Annotated in this window: 19 protein-coding genes; 17 read left to right on the forward strand and 2 right to left on the reverse strand. The window is 63.3% G+C overall.

The window, feature by feature from the left end; genetic code table 11:
• Positions 1-57: 57 nt before the first annotated feature.
• Entirely contained in the window at positions 58-984 is a 927-nt protein-coding gene (locus BMZ79_RS22885; RefSeq protein ID WP_256253025.1) for a Rossmann-fold NAD(P)-binding domain-containing protein, read from the reverse strand.
• Positions 985-1,419: 435 nt separating this feature from the next.
• On the opposite strand from BMZ79_RS22885, the gene BMZ79_RS22890 reads away from it, so the two are divergent.
• The 15 genes from BMZ79_RS22890 to BMZ79_RS22950 all read left to right on the forward strand — a co-directional run bounded on the left by BMZ79_RS22890 (position 1,420) and on the right by BMZ79_RS22950 (position 13,048).
• A complete protein-coding gene (locus BMZ79_RS22890) occupies positions 1,420-2,766 on the forward strand; it encodes an outer membrane lipoprotein-sorting protein (protein WP_090644301.1) in 1,347 nt (448 codons plus the stop codon).
• Between the two features lie 165 nt (positions 2,767-2,931).
• A complete protein-coding gene (gene alr, locus BMZ79_RS22895) occupies positions 2,932-4,122 on the forward strand; it encodes an alanine racemase (protein WP_090644304.1) in 1,191 nt (396 codons plus the stop codon).
• 374 nt (positions 4,123-4,496) lie between these two features.
• Positions 4,497-4,778: a CopG family ribbon-helix-helix protein gene (locus BMZ79_RS22900; RefSeq protein WP_090644307.1), complete on the forward strand. Its 282-nt coding sequence runs from the start codon at positions 4,497-4,499 to the stop codon at positions 4,776-4,778.
• A 2-nt stretch (positions 4,779-4,780) separates the two neighbouring features.
• On the forward strand, positions 4,781-5,131 hold the full coding sequence (locus BMZ79_RS22905) for a type II toxin-antitoxin system PemK/MazF family toxin (protein WP_090644310.1): 351 nt from the start codon (positions 4,781-4,783) through the stop codon (positions 5,129-5,131).
• 192 nt (positions 5,132-5,323) lie between these two features.
• The gene (locus tag BMZ79_RS22910) at positions 5,324-6,016 is read left to right on the forward strand and encodes a hypothetical protein (RefSeq protein WP_143089048.1); all 693 of its coding nucleotides are present in this window, start codon (positions 5,324-5,326) and stop codon (positions 6,014-6,016) included.
• A gap of 15 nt (positions 6,017-6,031) precedes the next feature.
• Entirely contained in the window at positions 6,032-6,703 is a 672-nt protein-coding gene (locus BMZ79_RS22915; protein ID WP_090644315.1) for a hypothetical protein, read from the forward strand.
• 173 nt (positions 6,704-6,876) lie between these two features.
• Positions 6,877-7,602 (forward strand): CpaB family protein, encoded by a 726-nt coding sequence (locus tag BMZ79_RS22920; RefSeq protein WP_090644468.1) that lies wholly within the window; start codon positions 6,877-6,879, stop codon positions 7,600-7,602.
• The gene (locus BMZ79_RS22925; protein WP_090644318.1) at positions 7,599-8,462 is read left to right on the forward strand and encodes a CpaE/TadZ family protein; all 864 of its coding nucleotides are present in this window, start codon (positions 7,599-7,601) and stop codon (positions 8,460-8,462) included. The genes BMZ79_RS22920 and BMZ79_RS22925 overlap by 4 nt, the downstream gene beginning before the upstream one ends.
• Positions 8,462-9,925: an ATPase, T2SS/T4P/T4SS family gene (locus tag BMZ79_RS22930; RefSeq protein WP_090644320.1), complete on the forward strand. Its 1,464-nt coding sequence runs from the start codon at positions 8,462-8,464 to the stop codon at positions 9,923-9,925. Before BMZ79_RS22925 ends, BMZ79_RS22930 begins: the two co-directional genes overlap by 1 nt.
• On the forward strand, positions 9,910-10,857 hold the full coding sequence (locus tag BMZ79_RS22935; RefSeq protein ID WP_256253026.1) for a type II secretion system F family protein: 948 nt from the start codon (positions 9,910-9,912) through the stop codon (positions 10,855-10,857). Before BMZ79_RS22930 ends, BMZ79_RS22935 begins: the two co-directional genes overlap by 16 nt.
• A gap of 18 nt (positions 10,858-10,875) precedes the next feature.
• Positions 10,876-11,766 carry a hypothetical protein gene (locus BMZ79_RS22940; protein WP_090644325.1) on the forward strand — a complete coding sequence of 297 codons (891 nt, stop codon included), beginning with the start codon at positions 10,876-10,878 and terminating at the stop codon, positions 11,764-11,766.
• Between the two features lie 13 nt (positions 11,767-11,779).
• Entirely contained in the window at positions 11,780-11,932 is a 153-nt protein-coding gene (locus tag BMZ79_RS34410) for a hypothetical protein (protein ID WP_177222281.1), read from the forward strand.
• Between the two features lie 31 nt (positions 11,933-11,963).
• Positions 11,964-12,110 carry a hypothetical protein gene (locus tag BMZ79_RS34415; RefSeq protein ID WP_177222282.1) on the forward strand — a complete coding sequence of 49 codons (147 nt, stop codon included), beginning with the start codon at positions 11,964-11,966 and terminating at the stop codon, positions 12,108-12,110.
• Positions 12,107-12,538, forward strand: coding sequence for a hypothetical protein (locus tag BMZ79_RS22945; protein ID WP_090644328.1), 432 nt, complete (start codon positions 12,107-12,109; stop codon positions 12,536-12,538). Before BMZ79_RS34415 ends, BMZ79_RS22945 begins: the two co-directional genes overlap by 4 nt.
• A 27-nt stretch (positions 12,539-12,565) precedes the next feature.
• Positions 12,566-13,048: a hypothetical protein gene (locus BMZ79_RS22950; RefSeq protein WP_090644330.1), complete on the forward strand. Its 483-nt coding sequence runs from the start codon at positions 12,566-12,568 to the stop codon at positions 13,046-13,048.
• 76 nt (positions 13,049-13,124) lie between these two features.
• Here BMZ79_RS22950 and uraA read toward each other — a convergent pair whose 3' ends face one another.
• A complete protein-coding gene (gene uraA, locus BMZ79_RS22955; RefSeq protein ID WP_090644333.1) occupies positions 13,125-14,435 on the reverse strand; it encodes a uracil permease in 1,311 nt (436 codons plus the stop codon).
• 322 nt (positions 14,436-14,757) lie between these two features.
• Here uraA and BMZ79_RS22960 point away from each other — a divergent pair, with 322 nt between their 5' ends.
• Positions 14,758-15,987 (forward strand): M24 family metallopeptidase, encoded by a 1,230-nt coding sequence (locus BMZ79_RS22960; protein ID WP_256253028.1) that lies wholly within the window; start codon positions 14,758-14,760, stop codon positions 15,985-15,987.
• 408 nt (positions 15,988-16,395) lie between these two features.
• Positions 16,396-17,442, forward strand: coding sequence for a mannonate dehydratase (gene uxuA, locus BMZ79_RS22965; RefSeq protein WP_090644335.1), 1,047 nt, complete (start codon positions 16,396-16,398; stop codon positions 17,440-17,442).
• Positions 17,443-17,455: the final 13 nt, after the last annotated feature.

Below are 17,455 nucleotides of genomic sequence, written 5' to 3' on the forward strand. Positions count from 1 at the left end.
GAAAAGCCCCGGGCTTCGTCGTCCGAAGCCGGGGCTTTCGCAGCGCGCCGAATCGCGTCAGGCCTGCTCCATGAGATGGAGCAGCAGCGCCTTCTGCGCGTGCATCCGGTTCTCCGCCTGCTGGTAAATGATCGAGCTCGCCGATTCGATCAGCTCCTCTTCGATCTCGAAGCCGGGGTGAATCGGCATGTCGTGCATGATGTACGGCGCGTGGCCGTTCAGCGCGCGGCGGTTCAGCTGGAAGGGCAGCATGGTCTTCATGCGAAAATCCTTGACCGCGCCGTAATCCGCGCTGTGGAAATGCTCCATGTCGATCCACGTGTCGGTGTACACGTAGTCGGATTGGGCCGCCGCCGCTTCGAGCGAATCCATGCGCATAATGCGGCCGCTCGCGAACGCTTCGTCCATCAGCTCGCCGTCCCACGAGGCTTCGTTCACGATCGGCGTGACGAGCAGCAGCCGGACGCCGAGCGCGAGGCAGCCCGCGATCAACGAATTCGCGACGTTGTTCTGGATGCCGACGTACGTGACGGTGACGTTCTCGAACGAGCCCGATACCTCGTAGATCGTCATCAGATCCGCGAGCGCCTGGCACGGGTGATAGCGTTCGCAGCAGCCGTTGATGACCGGGACGGTCGCGTAACGGGCCAGCTCCTGCAGATCGGAGTGCTTCTTCAGCCGCGCCACGATGAAGTCGATGTTGCGCGAGACGTAGCGCGCTTCGTACTGAATGGGCGAAATGCTGAAATTGCTGGCGTTCCAGTCCATCGGCACGGCATAACCGCCCATCTGGTTGATGCCCGACTGGAAGGAGAGGTTCGTCCGGGTGGACGTCTTCTGGAACAGCATCAGGACGCCTTTGCGCTCGCAGGCGTTCGCGAAGCGCTCGGGCTGCTTCTTGATCGCGATTCCTTTTTGGATCAAGCCGAGCAACTCGGCGCGGTTAAATTCTTTCAACGATAACAAGTGTTTCAAAACGGGCACCCCCAGGATTGAATTATAATTCGTATATGTGAATTAATATTCATACTAGGCTGTTGCGTCCCCGTTGTCAATATCGTTCGTTTACCCTAAAGATGATCGCGCCAAGGGTTTGCGGCGTGAATAAATATTCAGATTATGCAGCGGAGGCGCGAGAGCGGGTCCGCGGTTCGCGTTCCGTCCTTCCGCGCGGCTTCGGGAAGCGCCCGGAGCCGTCCGAAGCGTTCTTTCATTATAGCGCGCGTTTGCCGTGGGCAGGCTCGTACGCGAAAACGTCCAAGCCGCAACTTGTCTGCATATTCGTCCAAGTCCCCTCATACAAATGGTACAAGTCAAGCGTAAACGGCTCTTGTCCCGTACGCGACCCGCGCGCGATATCCGCGCGGGCTGCCGTACAACTCCGGATACGTTTAAAAATTGTGATGAGGGGTTGATCTCATGCGTCGTCGATTCAGTTTCCTCGCAGCGATCTTGCTATGCCTCACGGCGGTGCTCGCAGGCTGCGGGACGAAGGACGCGGAATCGGTAGTCAAGGATTTGGACAAAACGTTGAGCAGCTTGGACAGCTACACCGGCAAAGGCGTCATGACGCTCTACACGGGCCAGCAACCGCTGGAATATCAAGTGGACGTTTCCTACCAAAAGCCGCAGTATTACCGCATCGCCCTGACGAACGCCAAGAAGGACATCACCCAGATCGTGCTGCGCAACGACGAAGGCGTGTTCGTCTTGACGCCGCGCCTGAACAAAGTGTTCCGCTTCCAAAGCGACTGGCCGGCGAACCAAGGCCAAGTGTACCTGTACCAAACGCTCGTTCAGAGCATTCTGCTGGACAACTCCCGCCAGTTCGCGATCGACAACGACGCGTACGTGTTCGACGTCATGGCGAACTATCAGAACGGCTCCCTGGCCCGGCAGAAAATCTGGCTGAACAAATCGGATTACGCGCCGAACAAAGTGGAAGTCAGCGACGCCAACAACGCGGTCATGGTTTCCGTCAAGTTCGATACGTTCAAGTTCGGCTCCAAGCTCGAGAAGAGCGTCTTCGATACCCAGAAAAACATGGGCACGCCGGCAGCGGGCGGCGACCAGCCGACGATGGCGTACCCGGACAACGGCAGCAACGCCGACAACTCGAATAACGGCAATGCGAACGCGAGCAGCGACAACGCGTCCGCTTCGCCGGACAACAACGCGTCGACGAACGGCAACGCGGACAACGCGTCGACGAACGGCAATGCCGACACCAACGGAAATGCCGACAACGCGGCGACGAACGGCAATGCCGATAACGGGAACGGCACGAACGACGCCAGCGGCAACAATCCGGACGACAACGCCAGCACCGGCGCGAACAACAACGGCAATTCGGCGGACGACAACGCGGCCGACGATTCGGACGACGCGATGGCGCCGGCCGGCGGCGGAGACGCGGACGGCACCTTTACCGGCATGGATCCGGCGTACTTCCCGGACGGCGTGTCGGAGAAGGATAACCAAAGCATCGTGTTCGGCGGCAACCCGGGCATCATGATCCGCTATTCGGGCACGTACGATTACACGCTCATCGAGACGCAGCCGAAGGACGTCGCCGTATCCGCGACGAAGGGCGAGCTGAAGGATTTGGGCTTCACGTACGGTCTGCTGAGCGGCGGCGAGGAAGACGAACAGCGCACGCTGACCTGGACGTACGGCGGCACGGAGTTCCGGATCACGAGCGCGAACCTGCCGGAGGAAGAGATGATCAAGGTCGCCCAGTCCGTACAAGGCGAGATGTCCAAATAGTACCGGCGGCAAGCTTGATTTCCAACACTTGCTCCGGCCGCGCGGCCGCGAATTCATTGACACGACCAAGCCGTACCGTATAACATAAAGGTTACGGGTTAACGAGATAAACGCCTGCCCATTCGTGGGGGGCGTTTACTTTTTTGGAAACGAAGGTGGAGCAGGTTGACTACGGCTGGCTATTATCGCCCGACGCGGGCCGAAATATCGTTAGACGCGCTGAAGCATAATTTGCAAGCTTTTCGCGCGGCCATACCGGAAGGGATGCTGCTGATGGCATCCGTAAAAGCGAACGCTTACGGCCACGGCGCCGTCGAAGTGGCGAGAGAAGCGGAGCGCTGCGGCGTCGATTATCTCGGCGTCGCGTTCCTGGACGAAGCGATCCAGCTGAGAGAGGCCGGCGTGAAGACGAACATTCTCGTGCTCGGCTACGTGCCCCCGGAAGGGCTCGCCGCGGCGCGCGACGCGAACGTCGCGATCGCGCTGTTCCGCGACGACGTGCTCGAGGCGGCCGCGTCGCTGCCGGACAACGGCAAGCGGCTCTCGGTCCACGTCAAGGTCGACACCGGCATGGGCCGGCTCGGCCGCCTCGCGGTCGGCGACGCGGTGCCGTTCGTCCGCCGGGCGGTCGCGGCCCCGAACGTGAACGTCGAAGGCTTGTTCACGCATTACGCGCGGGCCGACGAAGCCGATAAGGGCTATACCGAACTGCAATACGGCCGGTTCAAGACGGTCGTGCGGCAGCTGAAGGCGGAAGGGATTCGCATCCCGATCGTCCATGCGGCCAACAGCGCCGCGGGCATCGACACGCCGGAGATGGGCGGGGGCATGCTGCGCCTCGGCATCAGCATGTACGGCTTGTATCCGTCGACGGAAGTGAACGGCGGCCGGATTGCCTTGAAGCCGGTCATGACGCTCAAGACGGCGGTCGTCATGACCAAGGAAGCTCCGGAGGGTTGGGGCATCAGCTACGGCACGCGTTATTTCGCCAAGGCCGGGGAGCGGATCGGCACGCTGCCCGTCGGCTACGCCGACGGCTACAGCCGGATGCTGACGGGCCGGGCGGAGGTGCTCGTCCGCGGGCGCCGCGTGCCGGTGCTCGGGACGATTTGCATGGACCAATGCATGGTCTCGCTCGAGGCCTTCGCCGGGGACAGCCCCGTCGGGAACGGGGAGGAAGTCGTGCTGATCGGCGCGCAGGGCGGAGCGTCCATCACCGCCGAGGAAGTGGCGGCGAAGCTCGGCACCCTCAACTACGAAGTGACGTGCATGGTCGCCGCGCGGGTGCCGCGCGTCTATACGCGGGACGGGAACGCCGTCGCCGTCGCGAACCCTTTGCTGCGGGCGAAGGAATAATTTTCATGCATTAGATGCGATTGTCGCAAGAGGATTTTATCGTCTTATCGCGAAATAGTAAGAACGGGTAGACTTTTCGTTAGACTTTGTTTATCGTTAGTCCGGGAGGTCCGGGCGCCGCGACGGGACGGCCGCCGGTTCCTTGCCGGCATGTCCCGCCAGCTATGGATGCAGCATACTTGATATACGGGTTGCATACATATGAGGGTGTATAAGACGGACCAAACAATGACATACTGTTACTGTTTTTTGAAATATAAGCCTTTTTTGCCTGTCCGCGGCTTATGTTTCTCCGGGATGAAACGCGTCTCGCCTTCTTCGGGACGGCGACGGCGGTTTCACCTTGCTGGAAATGTTTTGGAGGTGCGAGTTCGGTGGCCAATTTGCAAAATACCAAAAGGATTATGATCAGTTTACCGGATCATTTGCTGGAGGAAGTCGACGGAATCGTCGCCAAAGAAAACTCGAACCGAAGCGAATTCATTCGTCAGGCTATGAAGCTGTACTTGATTGAACGAAAGAAGCGTCAAATTCGGGATTCCATGCAGCGCGGCTATTTGGAGATGGCGAAGATCAACCTGGTAATGGCTTCGGAAGCTTTTCAAGCGGAGGAAGATGCCGGCGACACGCTCGGCCGACTCGTAAGCGGGGTGTAAGCTTGATCGTAAAACGCGGCGATGTGTTTTTTGCGGATTTGTCACCTGTCGTAGGTTCCGAACAGGGCGGCGTGCGTCCTGTTTTGGTGATTCAAAATGATATCGGCAACCGCTTCAGCCCGACGGTCATCGTGGCGGCGATCACCGCCCAGATCCAAAAGGCGAAGCTGCCGACGCATGTCGAAATCGACGCGGCGTCCCATGGCTTCGACCGGGATTCCGTGCTGCTGCTCGAGCAGATTCGAACGATTGACAAACAGCGGCTTACCGACAAAATCACGCATCTCGACGACGAAATGATGCGCAAGGTGGACGAAGCGCTCCAGATCAGCGTCGGTCTCATCGATTTTTAGTTTCCCAATCGCATAATACGGAGACAAGGGCCCCTGCGCGGGCTCTTTTTTGCGTTCGCGGGACAAGCTTCGCGGCTCCCGGCCGCCCATCCGTCTGCGGACGGAGCGCAAGTTCCATCTCCCGCCGCTGTCTGCGCCGACGCTTGCGGCGCATAATGGGAACATAAGAACGAATAAGCGGAGGAATGAACGATGATGAGAACGACAAGCCGGCCGGATTTGGAAATTTCGGGCATCGGCCACGCCGGGGGCGGCGAATATTACGGCGTGAAGCTCGACGGCGTCTGCAAGGTCGGCGGCACCGTCGACTGCCTGACCTTCGAAGCGAACGGCATGACCTCGGTCGACGGGGACGTGCGCGCGGAGCAGCGGCTGGAATCGAACGGCAAATTCACCTGCCGCGGCGGCCTGCGGTCGGGGGGCATGAAGCTGGAAGGGCAAATAACGGTGAACGGGCCGATGCAGGCGGAACGGTTGGACCTGAACGGCTACGCGAAGGTCCGCGGAGATTGCGAAGCGCTGCAGGCCAAGGTGCGCGGCGCGCTGGTAATCGAAGGCCGGCTGACCGGGGACGAACTCGACGTGAAGCTGGAAGGTCCGTTCGAGGCGGAGAGCATCCGCGCGCGGCATATCGCCGTCCGGCATTCCGGCAAGGGCGGGCTGCGGAAGCTGCTCGATTCCCTGCTGCCGGCCTGGCAGGCCCGCCTCCGCGCCCGCGTCATCGAAGGAGATATCGTCGAGCTCGAGGAGACGACCGCGGAAACCGTCCGCGGCCGCACGGTCATCGTCGGCCCGGGCTGCAGCATCGACTGCGTGGCTTATTCGTCCGACCTCGTCGTGCATCCGCAGGCGCAGGTGCGAGCGAGCTATCGGATCGAGTCCTAAGGAGGGGGAAACGGCATGCATGCGGCGATGAAACGCAATATTAACATTACGGGCAACGGCACGATGCACGGCGGCAGCTTCCGTCACGTCCGGGTCATGGGAGAGGCGAAGATCCTCGGACCGACCGAATGCGAATCCGTGCACTGCATGGGCACGCTCGACGTGACGGACACCTTGGCCGCCGGGCGTTACAAACAAATCGGGGAAGTCGTCGTGAACGGCGATCTGGTCGGCGAGCAGTTGAACGTCGTGGGCCAGCTCGACGTGCAGGGCAGCGTGCGCGGACGTTCGGTACGATTGCGGGGCCAGCTCGACGTGCGCGGCGAGTGCGAGGCCGAACGGTTCGAAGCGAGGGGCGGTTTCGCCATCCGCGGGCTGCTGAACGCGGGCGAGGTCGACATCCGCACCTGGGGGCCGTGCAGGGCGAAGGAAATCGGCGGCCGGCGCGTGGTCGTGCGCCAGAGCAAGTGGGGCGGACTGAAGCAGCTGTTCTCGGGACAAGGGCCCTTGTCCCTGACGGCCGAGCTGATCGAGGGCGAGTACGTCTACTTGGAAAACACGACCGCCGACGTCGTGCGGGGCGCGAACGTGACGATCGGCCCGGGCTGCCGGATCGGGCTCGTCGAATACCGCGACCAGCTGAAACGGCTCGGGGACGCGCGGATCGACGCCGAAATCAGACGATGAACGACAAGAACTGACAATTTCGTGGTAGACAGCCAAAATAATGTCTGCTATGATGAGGTCAATATTACTAGTGCAGATCACTAGCGAACGCTATGCGAAGAACGCAAGCTCGGGCAATACGCCCGGCTTGCGTTTTTTTTGTTTTCGCTAAGGAAGCTGCCGGAGGGATGGCCATGAACCGAAAACGACATTTGCTCCTATCCGTGACGGCCGCGCTGCTGTCGGGCTTGCTCGTCTACGGCGTTTACATGCTGCAGCTGCGCCAGGTGAAATTCCAGGAAACGGTGAACGTCGTCGTGCCGCTGCGCTTCGTCGCCGCCGGCGAGCGGCTTGCCCCGGACATGCTGGGCGAGAAGCAGATCGCCAAGGCGTCGTATACGGACGACATGGCGGTCAGCCGCGACGGGCTTGCCGGCATGGAGGTCGTCGTGCCGCTGGGCGCGAACGAGCCCTTGCTGCGCTGGAAGGTCGATAAATTCCGCCTGCTGCCGAGCCAGAGCCAGTCCACCTTCGGCATCCCGCGCGATTACGTGCTGTCCGTGTCGAACGGCATTCGGGCCGGGGACAAGGTGATGGTATACGTCTCGGGCGAAGCCGCGGGATCCGAGCGGCTGTTCCCGGAAGCGGTCACGGTCGCGTCCGTCAAGACCGCGGGCAACGTGGAGATCGACGACGCCGACAATTCCAGCCTGTTGTCGATGGCAAGCGGGGACAAGGAGGCGATGTACGCCTCCAGGCGGGACGCCAACGGCATGATCGATTACATTAATCTCAATCTGACGGAGGCGGAGTGGCTGAAGCTCGATTCCTTGTGCAAGGGCGGCCAAAGCAAGCTCGTGATCGCGTATTCGCCGGAATCGCTCGACGTCGGCTCCCCGCCCGCGGAGGGTTCGCCATGAGCGCGTCCGGCCCGTCCGCCGAGGAGGCGGCGCCGCTTATCGCGTTCGTGGGCACCACGCCGAACATCGGCACGACGACCGCCGCGTTCGCCGCGGCCTGCCGGCTCGCGGCGGAGCGCGAATGCAGCGTCGGCTTCCTTTGCTTGAACCTGAAGAGCGCGAAGACGCACCGGTTTCTCGGCGTCGACGAGCCGTCGACGACGCTCGACGGGCTGCGGCCGGAGCTGGCGACGCGTTCGCTGAACGCCGAGAAGCTGCTGCGCTCGACGCATCGGTGCCGCGGCGTGCCCGGCCTGCGGGTGCTGTTCGGCAATTTGCTGCGCGACCAGGCGGAGTTTTACGCGATGGAGGAGATGGAGCATTTGCTCGCCGTCGCGGCGCGGACGTTCGACGTCGTCGTCGCCGACGTCGGCGCATATTGGGACAACGCGGCGACGATTTGCGTCTTGCGCCGCGCGAGCACGCGCCTCGTCGCGACGACGGGGGCGCTGTCCCATTTTCAGGAGGACGGCCAGCGCTGGCTGAAGCAGCTGGCGCCGCTCTACGGCATTCCGGCCGACTCGTTCCAAGGCATCGCGATTCAATCCCCGCGGGGTAAAGGAGGATTTCAAGTGAAAGACATTTGCAACGAGCTGGGCGTGCCGCTGCTGGGCGAACTCGCATTGACGGAGGAGCTGCTGGCCCAGCTGGACAGCGGAACGCTGGACGAATGGCTGGCCGGGAGCGAGCGGGGGAAGCGGACGATGCAGGCGCCGGCGAAGGCCATCGCCGACGTCTACGGCCTGCGGGGCAGGCGGAAGCCGGCGCTGCAGCCCTGGTACAAGAAACTGCTCGCGCATCGCGGCGGGGTGAACTCGTAATGAACAAGGACGTTCGATTTTCGCCGGCCGCTTATTCGGCCAAGCTGTGGGCGGATGAAGAGACGCCGGCGGCGGCGTCTGCCGCGGGTCACGACGCGGTGCGCGATTTCCGGCGCCTGGCGGAAGACGTGCGCACGTATCTGGCCCAGCCGCGCGGCGAGACGGAGGAAGAGCGCCGGGAGTACAACGAGTGCTTGAACCGCGCCGTGCTGGGGTACGGCGCGGACCGCGAGCGGATTCTGGCCGTCATCGCCGACCGGCTGCTCCGCCAGCGGATCCTCGAGCTGCCCGGTTTCCGGCACCCGTACGCGACGTTGGCGGAAGCGTTGTTCGCCGAAGTCATCGGCATGAACGTGCTGGAGCTCGTGCTGCTGAAGCGGGAAGGGCTGGAGGAGATCCAGGTCGTCGGCACGTCGGTGTTCGAGGTGCGCGACGGCGTCGCCCGACCGTCGGCCTACGCGTTCGAATCGCTGCGCGAAGTGGAGCGGATCCAGCAGAACCTCGTCCTGTACAACAACGACCGGATCAATCCGCGGAAGCGGTGGGCGGAGGTCATGCTCCGCGACGGCACGCGGGTGACGATGACGGGGTTCGGCTTTACGGCCAAGCCTACGCTCACGCTGCGGTTCTATACGGTACGGCGGTTCGAGCTCGCGCAGCTGAGCAAGCCGGAATACGCCACGATCAGCGACCGCGTCCGGCACATGCTGCTGGCCGTGCTGCACGCCCGGTTCAACGTCGTCGTGATCGGGCCGACGAACTCGGGCAAGACGAATTTGATCAAGGCGCTGATCGGCGAAATGCCGGACGAGGAACGGCTCGTCACGATCGAGAGCCGGCACGAGCTGATGCTGCAGCGGGATTTCCCGGCGAAGAACGTCATCGAGTACGAGGTGGACGAGGACGATCCGCAGCATCGCTCGGCCCAAGCGTTCAAGCTCGCGCTCCGGCAGTCGCCGCAGCGGATCATCCACGCCGAAATTCGGGACGAGGACGCCAACATCTACGTGCGGGCGTGTACCCGCGGCCACGCGGGGAGCATGACGACGCTTCATGCCAACGCGCTCGAGGACGTCCCGGAAGCCATCTCGGACATGTGCCTCCAAGACGGGCGGGGCTTGAATCCAGAGCGGTTGACCAAGCGGATCACGGAATACGTGACCCAGGTCGGCATCGAGATGCGGTTCGCCGGGGGGCGCCGCCGGCTCGCGCGCCTGGCGGAGCTGTATTGGACCGACGGCGCGCCGGCCGTGCGGGAATGGGCGGTTTTCGACGAAGCGGCGGGCAGTTGGCGGTACCCGAGCTCGCCTTCTGCTGCGGCGACGGCCCGGCTGAAGCTAGGCGCGCCTCTAGCGGGCGCGGCGGCTTGGCCGGAGCTCGGCGCGGCTCCCGCGCAGATTCCCGTGCCGGCGCATGCCGGAGCCGCGGGTCTTCGCAAGGTGGGGGCGTGGAACGCGCCATGATGCGGCTGACGACGATGCTGTTCGCGGCGGCGCTCTTTTGCACGCTGTTCGTGACCGTCCGCGGCCTGTTGGATGCCTGGGCGCAGCGCCAGCAGGTCATCGGCCGGCTCAGCTACCGCAGGGAGCAGCGGCTCGGCGAGCGCTTGGCCCGGTATTTGCAGCGCTACGACCGGGCGTACCGGCATCTCGCCGAGCTGCTGGAATCGCTGCAGGTCAGCCTGAGGCCCGGTTCGGTCGTCGTGCTCTCCCTGCTGCTGCTGCTCGTCGGCGCCGCGTTCGGCGCGATGTTTTTCCGCAGCCCGAAGGGGCTGCTGCTGACGGCCGGCGTGCTCGGGACGCTGCCGTACCTGCTGCTGCGCATGATGCAGGTGCGCCGCCAGATGAAGACGCGCATCGATTTCCTGCCGGCGATCGAGCTGTTCTACCAGTGCTGCCTCGTCAGCGGCGGGCGGCAGATCCGCACGGCGCTGCAGCGCACGGTGGAGGAGAAGCGGATGCTCGGGCCGATGCAGGAGGTATTCGAGCAGCTGTACCGCAATCTCTCCGTCCGCGGGGACGACGAGGCCAGCTTGCGCGTTTTCGCGGCGTCGCTGGGCCACGTCTGGGCGGATTACTTCATCAACATCGTTCGGGCGGGGCTCGCGGAGGGCCATCCCATCGCGGGCAACCTGAGGGACCTGATCACGGACATGCGCAAGGCGCGCAGAGCCAACCAGCAGGAACGCAATAAGCTGCTGGAGATCCGCGTGGCCAACTTCACTCCGATCTTGTTTCTGGCGCTCTTCATGGGCATCAACTTTCATTACAATCCGGAGAACGCATACCGGTATTACGTGCTTGATTCCGGCGGCCGAAACATGCTGCTGAACGCGGCGGTCATGATCTTCCTGTCCTTCGTCATGGGGCTGTGGCTGTCGCGCAAAAAAATGTGAAAGGGGCGTGCCGTCTCGATGAACGACCGTTTCGGCGAGCTTCTCTTGTGGGCGGCGCTCGCCGTCCAATACGCGCTCGGCGTCGCGCTGATCGTCTCCTTGCTGAAGGCCGCCTCCTTCAAGCGTCCGCGTTTCGCGCATCTGGCGCTGCTGAGATGGCGGACGCACCGGATCGGCGACCGCTGGCTGCGACTGGCCCGGCTGGACCGCGGATCCGCGGTCTTCAAGGAGCGCGAGCGGCTGCTGGCCGGCTGCGGATTTACGGGCGACGCCGCCATGTATTTGCTGCTGCGCAGATTCGTGCTCGCCGGCACGCCGCTGTGGGCGCTGGCCGCTTACGGCATCTCGCTGCTTCGCCTCGGCGCCGTGCCTGCCGCGGGCGCGCCGCTCGCGTTAGCCATGCTGATGCTGCTTTTATTTTGGGACCAACCGTGGCTGGAAGCGTTCCGCAAGGCGCGGGCGGAGCGCATGACCAAGGAAATTTACATCGTCAGCAATCAGCTGCTTTATTTGGCGGGATCGTCGCTGCACATCCATACGAAGCTGATGCGCTGCCTGCCGTTCACCCGCACGATGCGGGGCGATTTGCACACGCTGCTCGGCGAATGGTACCACGACGCGGAGGGATCGCTCCGGCGGCTGAAGCTGCGGCTCGGCACGGAGGAAGGGCTCAGCTTCGTCGAGACGATCGATTCGCTCCGGCTGCACGAGAGCGAGCATTATTACGAGCTGCTGCGCGAGCGAATCCAGGATTACAAAGAGAAGCTGGAGCTCGCGAAGGACAGCCGCAAGGAATCCACGTCGTACTTTTTGTTCGTGCTGGCGGGGCTACCCATCATGTACACGTTCCAGATCTTCATCTATCCCTGGGTTCGGGAAGGACAGAAGCTGTTCCAATCGCTGAATTGAAGGAGGTGAGCGCATGCGCAATATTTTGATTACCGTCATGATGCTGGTCGTCGTCATCCTGCTGTTCAACGCCATCGTCGCGAAGGACACGACGGGCACGAAGGCCCAGATTCAAACGCAGGGCGATAACGCCAATACGAAGATCAGCACGCTGCTTACCCCGTAACCGCGCATCGGCGCAAGAAGGAGGCGACGCCATGCGATCCCTGCTCATGACGCTGCTGCTCATCATCGTCGCCGTCGTGGTGTACGACGAGGTGACGGGCGGCGACGACGGCATGGACCGCCAGCTGGAGCGGTCCGGCCATCATATGAGCGACGGCATCCGGAGGATGAGTCCGTGAAGAGCCTGCTCGTGTTCGTGCTGCTGGCCGCCATGATGTGCTGGTTCATGTTCAGTCCCATCTATAAACACGTGCTTATCGTTCGCCAAGCCGTGCTTCAACAGGAAGTCGACTACTTGCTGGAGGTCGGCGCGAGCGGCGACTACGGCTATGTCGATGCCGCCATGCTGGAGGCGGCGAAGGAGCGGCTGGCCGCGTACGGGCTCGATCCCGCGTCCGTCGACTTCGAGATCGCCACGGACGGCGGGGCGACCGCGACGGATCCGTCGCGCCCGCTTCTTCGCGGCGCGCCGCTCACGGTGACGGCCAGCTATCCCGTCGAAGGGCTGTTCAACATCGATCGCCTGATCGGCGTCGCGCCGCCCGCGGACGGTGCCAGGCTGAGAGCATCCGGCACGAAGATGAGCGAATACGTGCCCTTGCGGTAGACGATTCGGCGAAAGGAACCGAGTGTCATGTACAAGCTTGTGCTGGTGATGCTGATGGCGGTCGTGTGGATGCTGCTGCACGCGCTGCAGACGGACGAGGAAATGGCGGTGGCCGCGTTGTTCCAAGGGAAGCACGCCGTCAACCGGGCCGCCCATGCCGCCGCCCAGCAGATCGACGCCGCCGCGCTCGCCGACGGCCGGCTGCATATCGACGAAGCATCCGCCCGCGCGGAAGCCGGCGAGTACCTGCGGCGCAATTTGCAGCTGGACGAGAACGGCCTGCCGCTGCCGGGCACCTATTGGAAGGAGCGGGTCGAGGTCGTGGATTTTCAAGTGTTGAACGACGATCTGACGTATCCGTATACATACCGGAACGAGGCGTACGATTACGAAGTGACGCTGCAGCGTCCGGGCGTCGTGCTGATCGTTCGCTTGGCGTACCCGCGCGTGTTCTCGGTCATTGATCCGATCGCGTGGACGATCAAGGGGACGGCGGAGTTGACGTCGTAGAAGTGAAGCGCAAAAAAACAGGCCGGCGGGACGGGGGCCCGCGCGGCCTGTTTGCTGCGGCGCTAGAGGAAAGGGATTAATGCCCGGAGGACGCCTCGGCGTCGTTGGACATGCGCGTGATTTCGAACAGCTTGAACAGCAGGCTGAGCGCGATGGCCGTCACCGTCGCGAGCGCCATGCCGGAGAGCGAGAAGTCGCCGATCGTGATTTTCGCGCCGCTTAGGCCGGTGACGAGCACGACGGTCGTCAAATACAGATTCGTCGGCTTGCTGTAGTCGATCTTCGACTCCACGAGCATCCGCAGGCCGGACGCGGCGATGACGCCGAACAGCAGCAGCGAGACCCCGCCCATGACCGGACCCGGAATGCCCGAGATGAGCGCGGAGAATTTGCCGAGAAACGACAGCACGATGGCGAAGACCGCCGCGCCGCCGATGACGAAGGTCGAGTAGACCCGGGTGATCGCGAGCACGCCGATGTTCTCGCCGTACGTCGTGTTCGGCGTGGAGCCGAGGAAGCCGGAGAGGATCGTCGAGACGCCGTTGCCCAGCATGGAGCGATGCAGGCCGGGATCCTTGGACAAGTCCTTGCGGACGATGTTGCCGGTTACGATCAGATGGCCGATATGTTCGGCGATGACGACGAGCGAGGCCGGCACGATCGTCAGGATGGCGGCCCATTCGAACGTCGGGAGCGTGAAGGCCGGCGCTTCCAGCCAACCTTTATCCGCAACCGCGTCGAAGGACGTATAGCCGAGCGCGTACGCCAGCACGTAGCCGCAGACGATGCCGACGAGAATCGGAATGATGCGCATGAAGCCGCGGAACAGCACCGATCCGAGCACGGTGACGAGCAGCGTCGCGATCGAGATCGTAATGGCCGTCGAATCCGGCGTCCAGACGTCGGCCGGCGCGGCGCCCGGCGGCTTGATCCAGCCGGCCATCCCCGCGGCGGTCGGAATGAGTTCGAGGCCGATGACGGCGACGATCGCGCCCATCGCGGCCGGCGGGAAGAGGACGTGAATCCAGCCGGTGCCCGCCGCCTTGATGATCAGCGCGACGATCGTAAAGACGACGCCGGCCGCGATGAAGCCGCCGAGCGCGGCCGCATACCCGTCGGCCGGAACGGCGCTGTTGCCGATCACCGCGCCCGCCGGCGCGATAAACGCGAAGCTGGAGCCGAGATAAGCGGGAATTTTTCCTTTCACGATAAACAGATAAAGCAAGGTGCCGATGCCGTTCATTAACAGGCAGATCGCCGGGTCGACCCCGAGCAGGTTCGGGACGAGCACCGTCGAGCCGAACATGGCGAACAGATGCTGGATGCTGAGCATCAGGCTTTGCCCGAGCGGGGGTCTTTCGTCAATGCCGATTTCCTTTTGCTTCATGATGCCGTAAGCCTCCAGTGGTGGGTTCGATGGAACCGGATAGAATCGTTCGCGCGCAACTTTTATCGATTCTACATAGTCTAGTGTAGGTTGACAAGGACTTTCTCAAACCGCGCCGCACGCGGACTTCGCCGTTTTCGCGGAACGCTCTCGCCGTCGGCCGCGTCGAGCCGGACGGGCTTGCGGAACAAGGACCCTGGCTGCCCTCGCACCGGGGCTAGGCCGCCTATGCTCCGGGATCCGGCCCCCGCCGAGTTGACGGGTCGCCCGTTCTTTTGTTGTAATGGGGGAAAGCAAACCACGGTAGCGAGGAGCGGATACGGTGAACGGATTGGCGTTCGGAACGGTGGCGAAGGACGAAATCTTGGAACGCATTAGGCGGCTGCAAGCGCGCATGGCGCAGGCGGGCGTCGACGCTTTCCTGGTCACGCAGCATGTCGATTTGTATTATTTCACGGGCTCGATGCAGGCGGGGTACGCGTTCATCCCGACGGTCGGAGATCCGGTCTTCTACGTACGGCGAAGCTTGGAACGCGCCGTGAAGGAATCGGCCGTCCGCATCGAGCCGATGGGCTCGCTGAGGGGCTTCCGCGCGCAGCTGGCCGGCGGCCATCCGGCCGTGTTCGCGGGGAAGGGCGCCGGCCAAGTTGTCGTCGCCACGGAGATGGACGTGCTGCCGGCCGCGACGCACGCAAGGCTGGCCGACGCTCTCGGCGGCAGCCCGGGCTGTTCGCTTACGGACGGCTCCGCGCTCGTCCGCGGCGTCCGGACGGTCAAGTCGGCGTGGGAGATCGGCCGAATCGAGGCGGCCGCGAGCGTCGCGGCGGAGGCGCTCGAAGCCGCGCTTCCCGTGCTGAAGGAAGGCGTTGCCGAGCTGGAGCTGATGGCTCGCCTGGAATACGAAATGCGCATCCGCGGCTATATCGGGCTTATGCGGACGCGCAGCTATAACATGGAAATCGTCACGGGGATGCTCGGATCCGGCGAAGCGGCGGCCGTGCCGAGCGCGTTCGACGGCCCGGCGGGCGGGCTCGGCCTCGGCCCCGCCTTGCCCCAGAGCGCGAGCCGGCGGACCGTCCGCCGCGACGAGCCGATTCTGATCGATATCGGCTGTTGCATCGACGGTTACGTCATCGATCAGACGCGGACCGCCGTCATCGGCGCGCTGCCGCAGGACCTCGCGGCCGCCTATGCCGAAGCGGAGCGGATCATTCGCCATGCCGAACGGCTGATGGCGCCGGGGACGGCACCAGACGCGATTTACGCCGCCGCGCTCGCGGACGCCGATGCCGCCGGCCTGGCCGATCACTTCATGGGCCATGGCGTCAATCAAGTGAAGTTCCTCGGCCACGGCATCGGCCTCGAGGTCGACGAGTGGCCCGTGCTGGCCCGCGGGTTCGGACAGCCGCTGGAGCCGGGCGTGGTGCTCGCCGTCGAGCCGAAGTTCACGTTCCCCGGCCGCGGCGTCGTCGGCATCGAGAACAGCTATCTCATCACGGACGGCGGCTGCCGGCAGCTCTCGAAATCGCCGGAAGGCCTCATCGTCCTTTGATTGATGCCCGAGCCGCTCGCCGGATCTCTGATCCCGCGGGCGGCTTTTTGGCGTTTTCCCCGCAAGGCAGCTCGTTAGGTATCCTCGGTTTTGGTGCTCTGCAGTCGGCTTCCTATCAAAAGACATGCCGACGGCGGCTTTTCGGGCAGCAGCATGCCGGTCTATGATTCTCCCGCCGCTCCCCCTCCTCAGGCATTCCCCTTCCACCGAAACTTCCCGCGAAATAGCCTGCTCTTCGGCTGGCGCCCCTTGATTCAAACAACCGAATCCCCCCAAACGTTTAACTGTGATTAACCTCCTGGTCGGTTGAGATCGTATTCGGGATGGGCTGTGCTACAATGAGTCTGGATTCTTGCGATTACTGCAAACGAAAGCCATGCCAATATCGATACAAGAGGTGCTTGTGCCATGAAAATGACGTTCAGGTGGTTCGGCCAGGACGACCCCGTTACGCTGCAAAATATCCGCCAAATTCCCGGGATGCACGGCATCGTGACCGCGTTGTACGACGTGCCGGTCGGCGAGGCGTGGCCGGCGTCGTCCATCCGGTCGCTGAAAGAGACGATCGAGGCGGCCGGCCTGCGGCTGGCGGTGATCGAAAGCGTTCCCGTGCACGAGGACATCAAGCTGGGACGTCCTTCCCGCGACCGATTGATCGAAAATTACAGTCAAACGATCCGCCGGCTGGGCGCGGCGGGCGTTCCGGTGATCTGCTACAACTTCATGCCGGTGTTCGACTGGACCCGGTCGGATTTGGCGCATGTGCTGCCGGACGGCTCGTCGGCCCTTACCTTCGAGGACGAGACGATCTCCCGCATGGACCCGGTGAACGGCGATTTGTCCCTGCCGGGCTGGGATGCGAGCTACACGAAGGACGAGATGGGCCAGCTGATCGCCGCCTACGCCGACGTGACGGAAGACGTGCTGTTCGACAACCTCGCCTACTTCCTGGAACGGATCATTCCCGTCGCGGAAGAAGCCGGCGTCGTCATGGCGATCCATCCCGACGATCCGCCGTGGCCGATCTTCGGCCTGCCGCGCATCGTCAGCGGCATGGCGCAGCTTCGCCGCCTGACGGAGCGCGTCGACAGCCGCGCGAACGGCATCACGTTCTGCTCCGGCTCGCTCGGCGCGAACCCGGACAACGACTTGCTCGCGATCATCCGCCACTTCGGCTCGCAGGGCAAGCTGCATTTCGCGCATACGCGCAATATTTTGCGGACGGGCCCGCGCTCGTTCCAGGAATCGGCGCATCTGTCGTCGGCCGGCTCCATCGACATGACGCGCGTGCTCGAGGCGCTCTACGAGACCGGCTTCGAAGGGCCGCTGCGACCGGACCACGGCCGGATGATTTGGGGCGAGGAAGGCCGTCCCGGCTACGGCTTGTACGACCGGGCGCTCGGGGCGACGTATTTGAACGGCATCTGGGAAGCCATATCCAAGACGAGGAGCTGAACCTGCCGACATG

This window comes from Paenibacillus sp. UNC496MF (assembly GCF_900113915.1).
In the GTDB taxonomy this organism is placed as follows: domain Bacteria; phylum Bacillota; class Bacilli; order Paenibacillales; family Paenibacillaceae; genus Paenibacillus_Z; species Paenibacillus_Z artemisiicola.